This window comes from Sphingobium sp. OAS761 (assembly GCF_024168485.1).
GTDB lineage: Bacteria > Pseudomonadota > Alphaproteobacteria > Sphingomonadales > Sphingomonadaceae > Sphingobium.
Genome location: NZ_JALJVY010000006.1, coordinates 273,698 through 280,219, shown reverse-complemented (window position 1 = coordinate 280,219; position 6,522 = coordinate 273,698). Strand labels below are relative to the sequence as shown.

Annotated in this window: 6 protein-coding genes; 3 read left to right on the top strand and 3 right to left on the bottom strand. The window is 62.3% G+C overall.

Annotated elements, in window-relative coordinates; translation table 11 throughout:
* Nucleotides 1-75 precede the first annotated feature (75 nt).
* A complete protein-coding gene (locus J3E64_RS10465; RefSeq protein ID WP_367398623.1) occupies nt 76-609 on the top strand; it encodes an MFS transporter in 534 nt (177 codons plus the stop codon).
* Between the two features lie 177 nt (nt 610-786).
* Here J3E64_RS10465 and J3E64_RS10460 read toward each other — a convergent pair whose 3' ends face one another.
* Genes J3E64_RS10460 through J3E64_RS10450 form a run of 3 tightly spaced genes read right to left on the bottom strand, consistent with a single transcriptional unit; the run spans nt 787 to nt 4,282 of the window.
* On the bottom strand, nt 787-2,538 hold the full coding sequence (locus J3E64_RS10460) for an amidohydrolase family protein (protein WP_253342691.1): 1,752 nt from the start codon (nt 2,536-2,538) through the stop codon (nt 787-789).
* Entirely contained in the window at nt 2,535-3,392 is an 858-nt protein-coding gene (locus J3E64_RS10455) for a hypothetical protein (RefSeq protein WP_253342690.1), read from the bottom strand. Before J3E64_RS10455 ends, J3E64_RS10460 begins: the two co-directional genes overlap by 4 nt.
* A gap of 26 nt (nt 3,393-3,418) precedes the next feature.
* A complete protein-coding gene (locus J3E64_RS10450) occupies nt 3,419-4,282 on the bottom strand; it encodes a TauD/TfdA family dioxygenase (RefSeq protein WP_253342689.1) in 864 nt (287 codons plus the stop codon).
* Here J3E64_RS10450 and J3E64_RS10445 point away from each other — a divergent pair.
* The gene (locus J3E64_RS10445; RefSeq protein ID WP_367398621.1) at nt 4,224-5,651 is read left to right on the top strand and encodes a TetR/AcrR family transcriptional regulator; all 1,428 of its coding nucleotides are present in this window, start codon (nt 4,224-4,226) and stop codon (nt 5,649-5,651) included. The two genes, J3E64_RS10450 and J3E64_RS10445, sit on opposite strands and share 59 nt — an antisense overlap.
* Before the next feature lie 94 nt (nt 5,652-5,745).
* Nucleotides 5,746-6,501, top strand: coding sequence for an SDR family NAD(P)-dependent oxidoreductase (locus tag J3E64_RS10440; RefSeq protein ID WP_253342687.1), 756 nt, complete (start codon nt 5,746-5,748; stop codon nt 6,499-6,501).
* Nucleotides 6,502-6,522: the final 21 nt, after the last annotated feature.

Genomic DNA, 6,522 nt, shown 5'->3' with positions numbered 1-6,522 from the left:
CCATGGCAATGCCCTCCAACCGGCACCCATAGATTCAGACATTCATCGCTTTGGGAATCCCCAACGTGAGTCAGGATCATTGGAGGTTGGTATTATACGATCGGCATGTACATGATGGTGATCCAGGGTCCCTTCCTGCTGGCGGCAAAGGGGATCGACGCGCCGTCGGCAATCGGTCGCTACATCGGGCTGTCATCGCTCGTGGGTGCGGTCTGCAGCGCCTTTTACGGGTTCGCACGGCGCTGGCTGGGTTTCCGCCAGATGTTCGTCCTGATCTCTCTCGCGATCGGTATCGGTCTTCCGCTCGCCGCATGGGCGCCCGGAGGCGGCTGGATCATTCTTGCCATTGTCGTCATCGGTATCGGCATCGGGATCATAGAGCCGACCGTTGCGTCGCAGCTGCTGCTCGTAACGCCTGAGCCACTGCATGACCGCGCCATGGGCGTGAACGTGGCCGCGATGTTTCTGGGACAGTTTCTGAACCCGCTCGTAATCGCGCCGCTGCGCGATGGATATGGCATTTTGTTTGCCTTTACCCTGACCGGGCTCGCATTTGTGACGGGAGGCGCGCTGTTTATGCTGTCGCTCGCGCGCCGCCGCGACAGCTAGTGGTCCGGCTAGGCATTTGATACGGTTCGAAGCCAAGTCTCGCTCGAATGTCAGAATCTCTTCGGACCATTAGAAATATTTGATTCGAGTGGATTTCACGATTTTGACATTGGCTGACCCAGCCAAGCCGCCAGGGGCTGCAAATGTCAAAATCAATCCACTAGGGGCGCCGATTTTTCAGGTCGTCGCTGCCACGGCTTCAGGCAGGCGGGGACCTTCCTGTGCGCCTCGCACCACACGGCCGGGCCGCGCGCCTGTGGGACGATCGTGACGGCGAATGATCTCGCCTGAAACGATCGTCGCCACAAAGCCCGTTGCGCTCTGATCGATACGGCGACCGCCGCCGGGCAGGTCGTAGCGAACCTGCGGCGCATGCAGGGTAAGGTTGTCGATATCGATGACGTTGATGTCCGCCTTGTAGCCCGGACGCAGTAGGCCGCGATCGTTCATCCCGACCATTTCGGCGGGATCGCGTGCCAGAATACGGACTGCCTGCGCCAGCGACAGGCGTGCTCCCGCCCGGTCCCGGGTCCAGTATCGCAGCAGGAAGGTCGGGTAGCTGGCGTCGCAGATCGCGCCATAATGCGCGCCGCCGTCACCCAGTCCTACAACCGTGCCGGGATCGGACATCAGGTCATGGATGGCGTCCAGCCGGTTGTCGTGAAAATTGCCCAAGGCATTATAGAGCATCGCATGGCCGCCCCGTTCCAGCATGAGGTCATAGGCGATGTCTTCGGGGGCCTGTCCGCTTGCCGCAGCGCGGGCTGCGATGCTTTCAGCGCGAGCTGGCTCGTAATTGGGCGGGTCGCCAAGCGGAAAGATCCATTCCCAGCGCCGCGCATTCATCGCGAACAGGTTGCGCGGGTCGGGTTCCTCGCTGGTCAGCGCCGCCCGTATCGCCGGATCTCGCAGGCGCGCGATGCGCTCGGCGAAGGGGAGTAGCTCTATCGCGGGCCAGCTGGCACACGCGCAGAAGGGGTTGGTCGACAGTTCGAAACCCATGATCAACCCAACCGGACGCGGCAGCACCTGGGCACGGATATAGGCACCCGCTTCATTCGCGGCGGTAACGCGGGCCATCGCCTGCTCCCACGTCGGCGGCCCGTTGTTCGACGTGCCAAGCGTGAATGTCGCTGGCCGGCCGCTCCTTTCTGCCACCCCGATCAGATGGTCCAGTTCATTATCCCAGCTTTCCATCGGCGCATTCAGCACGAGCTGAATGATCCCAGACCCGGCGTCCGTCATTCCATCGGCGAGCGCCTGCAATTCGGCGTCGGCGGCCTGGTAGCTCGGAATCTGATCGCCCGCCTTGGTGCGATGATACATCATGCGCGACGAGGCGGTGCCCAGTGCCCCCACTTCCATGGCCTCGCGTGTCAGTGTCCGCATCCTTGCCAGATCGTCCGCCGTGGCCGGTTCGCGGTCGGCGCCGCGCTGGCCCATGACATAGACCCGCAACGGGGAATGGGGCAGATAGGCGCCCACATCGATGTCGCGCGGCCGGGCTGCAAGGGCGTCGAGATATTGCGGGAAGGTTTCCCAGTCCCAATCCAGTCCTTCGGCCATGACGACGCCGGGAATATCTTCCACGCCTTCCATGACGCGGATCAGCAAGTCGTGATCGGCCGGGCGACATGGAGCAAAGCCGACCCCGCAATTGCCTGTCACGACAGTGGTCACGCCGTGCGACGATGAAGGGGAAAGTTCCTCCGACCAGATCGCCTGACCGTCATAATGGGTATGGATGTCTACGAAGCCGGGCGTGACGATCATGCCGGTCGCATCGATAACCCTGTCAGCCTCCCCGGCGTAGGGGCCGACGGCCACGACGCGGTCATTGCAAATGGCGACATCGGCGACGAAAGGGTCGGCACCGCTGCCGTCGACCACGGTCCCGTTGCGGATCAGCAGCGCGCAGCGTGCTGTCATTCCGCGGCTTCCGCTATCGGTTCCAAGGGCGTCTTGCCGTCCGATGCCCAGAAGGCGCCTTCGCGTGAGGTATCCACATCTTCCGCGCCGCGAACGCCCAGAGCCGCGCGCGCTTCGTCGAGCGGCAGATGGAATGCGGGTTCCAGCTTCTTCATGAAGAGCGCGTCACTCGCCTGGCCCACCTTCATACCGCGCTGGATTGCGTTGACCGCTGTCGGCCAAACCTGCGGATAGTGCAGCATGGTGCGTACGGTATATCGCAGCGAGCCGAAGATATGGATGACGTTCAGTTCGCCCGCCAGTTCCGGGTCATGCATATGTTTGGGGACGTTCGTCAGGCGATACCAGTAAGGCACGAGCTCGCCCATGAAATTGAAACCGCCACCGCACAGAATGTGCTCGAAATCGTGTGTCTGCCCCGATCTTAGATTATAATAGTCCAGCTGCGTTCTGGGCTCTTTCCAGGGCGTGATCTGGATCTCGTAATCGCCAGACGTCATCTGATCGTAAAAGATGCCGCCCAGCGACCCCTTGGGATATATTTCGAAGTCTTCGATCGCATATGTCGATATGAAACCTTCGTCGAACCAGGCGTCCAATTCCGGATTGACCTTGCGCTCGGCGGTGAACATGGCTTCGATCGCGTCGAAATCGCGGATGTCGTTCAAAATCTGGACGAACTCATGCATTTCAGCAGGCGGCGGCACGTCGGAGCCGTTCCGCCGCAGCAGGATTTTGGCGACCCAGTCGCGAAGCCGTGCATCGTTGAGATATTTGGACGAGGAAACAAGCACGCTGCTGTCAGTGCCCACGGGCATTACGCCGCGCATGAGGTATGGAATGTCGCCTGCCATCTTCACTCTCCTTGAATGCCGACCATTCAGTCCAGCACCAGTTCCTTGCCGCCCGATCCCCAGGCGCTGATCCGGTTGTCCCCGACCTGAAACTGCGGCAGCAGGTCGAAGAAGCTCTTGTCCGCGATCACGATGCGCTGAAGCTTTCGTGGGTTCATGCCCGTCAGATCGCACCGGGAATGTTGAAGCGCGATATTGTCCCAAATGACGAAATCGCCGTTGTTCCAATGATGCGTGTAGATACGATCTTCGCGATAAAGTTCGTCGAACAACCGGGCGAGCGTGGCTTCGCTTTCGTCCCGGTCCATGCCTTCGATCCGGCTCGTCTGCATCCAGTTGATGTAGAGGACGGGCTCGCCGGTTCTGGGGTGCGGGATCAGCAGCGGGCGAATTTGATGGGGCATCTCGGTCGACGTGTCATAATCGACGACGCGGCTGGACTGGATAGGCGCGATCACCGTTACCGCTTGCCTGTCCCTGATTTTCCCCGCCAGTTCTTCCGGCAGGCGCGCGGCGACGTCAACGCTATTGGCAAAGGCGGTCCAGCTTTCGCCGTCGTTGACCGCCACGGCATGCAGCGAGATGATCTTGTAAGGTTCCTCGGTGAACGCAAGGTCGCTGTGCCATGTAAGCGGACCGGAACCCAGCGCGCCGTCGCTGGAGATTTCGCGATATTCGCCATGCGCGCCGAGCACCCGGCCGAAATTCTCCAATATGCGAACCTGATCCGCTTCCGTCATGACCTGGTTACGGAATATCAGCATCTTGTGCCGGTCGAACAGATCGACCAGCCGCTGTTCGAATCCGTCAGGCAGCGGCGCATCCAGCCGAATGTCTATTTCCATACCGAACGGCGCGAGCGGCCGTTCCTCCCATGCATTCCGACTCATCCGCACCTCTCCAGAAGGACGTTTGACCGAACGGTATTTGACCGTTCGGTTCTGGTCAAGGGATGCCCGATGCAACGCGCCACAATCTTGCTATAGGCATCGGATGATGCAGGGGACGGGGCAGACCAACGCAGACCAGAGGCCAGCGCCGGGCATGGGGTCCCGTCGCGTCCGACACCTTTTGGACGTCGCGCGGGGCCACTTCGTGGATCGCGGCTTCGATCCCGTCAGCATCGATGCCATCGCGCGTGCCGCCGGGGTGAGCAAGGAAACCATCTATCGTCATTTTCCCGACAAGGAAGCGTTGTTCCGGGCGGCTCTGGATGCTGCTGGCGAGGAGTTTACGGCGCGCGCCCTTGCCGTCCATGACAGGGCACCAACGGCGTCGGTCGAGCTTGCCGGACTGGCGCGGGCGATTGCGGACTCCGCTTATGATCAGGGATTGTTCAGTACGCTCTGGGTCGCGGTAGGCGTTGCCCATCGCATGCCGGACCTGGCGACCAGCCTGCGTGACGGTCAATGGCAACGACTGGAGCCCGTGCGCGAAGCTCTGGAGCATTTCGCGCGAGATCATGGCGTTTCGCGCCCTGTTGCGCTCGAACTCGCGCTGGACTTCGGGTCTCTTGCGGTCGAGGGCCCCGCGCTGTTGATGGGGTTTCCCGCGCCGGCCGCTCCGGAGCGCACTGTCCGTGCCAACCGCGTTGCCGCCTTGTTCGCTCAAGGTGTGGCTGCCGGTCTGCGATCGGGCGGGGCGACTGTTGCAGGAACAAGGGCCGTCGGCGGATCGGCCGAAGGCATGGCGCCGCATTTGCGAACCTTGCTAGAAGTATCGACGAACCATTTCCTGGAAAGCGGGTTTGAGGGAGCGAACCTTGACGCGATAGGGGTCGACGCGCGGGTGGGGCGCGGGACGCTCTATCGCCATTTCGGCAGCAAGGCCGGTCTGTTTGCCGCCGCCATGCGCTTTTCAGCGCGGGCGTGCATCGAGGAGATCGTACCGCCGCCGCTGCCAGGCCATCTGGACCGGGCGGCGCTTACCATCTTCGTCGAGACCGCACTCGACAACCTCGTCTCGGTGCGGTCGATCGGCTTGCACCGTGCCGTTGTGGCGCAGTCCCGCCGGGACCCGGCGCTTGCGCGCGACGTCTTCGCCATCCTGCGCGCACCCTGGCTTTCGTCGCTGGGACCATGGCTCGCGGCCCTGGGCTTGCAGGATGATCCGGACTGGCATGCTCGCCAGCTTTTGGTCCTCGCCACGCGGGGGAATCGCCTCTTCGCCGGAGCGCAGCCCCTTGGTGTGACGGAACGACACGCCTGCGCAGCGCGAGCCGTAACCATCCTGCTCGATGGATTTATCGCCGTCACCTGACGTCAGCTGTACGCATTCCGTCTTGCATGGGCGGTGTTGACCGCTGTTTGCGTAGCCGACTAGTCGTGACCAACGGTTTCAGGGAGAGAGAATCATGATCAACTACGGGCTCGACGGCAAGGTGGCGACCGTGACGGGTGGCGGTGGCGGCATCGGACGTGCGACGGCTCTGGCCTTCGCCGGTTCGGGCGCCGCCGTTCTGGTGAGCGACGTTAATGACGCAGACGGCGAGGAAACGGTGGCAATGATCGCGGCTCTGGGCGGGCGCGCCGCCTACAAGCGGTGCAATGTAGCCGACCCCGCCGAAGTAAAGGCCATGGTCGCCGCCGCCGTGGAGCGGTTCGGACGATTGGATTGCGCCTTCAACAATGCCGGCATCAACTCCGTGACCGTCGACGAATATGACGACGCCGTGTGGGACCGCTCCATCTCTATCAATCTGACGGGCGTGATGTATTGCATGCGCGAGGCTGCGGAAGTGATGCTGCAACAGGGCGGGGGCGCGATCGTCAACACGGCCTCGATCAACGGGCTCGTCGGCAATCCGTCGCAGCCCGCCTATACCGCCGCGAAGCACGGGGTCGTCGGCCTTACGCGTCACGCCGCCTTGCGCTGGGCTAAATGCGGCATTCGCGTCAATGCGGTTTGCCCGGGCGTCATCGAAACACCGATGTCGGCGCAGGCCGCCGCCGACCCGCAGGCGCGCGCCATGATCGAAGGCATGACCCCGATGGGCCGAATGGGCCGGCCGGAAGAAATCGCCGCCGCCGTCCTGTGGCTATGTTCCGACGCGGCCAGCTTCGTTACCGGACATCCGCTACTGGTCGACGGCGGCGTTACTGCCTATTGATGCCCGGTTGGGAGAGAAAAC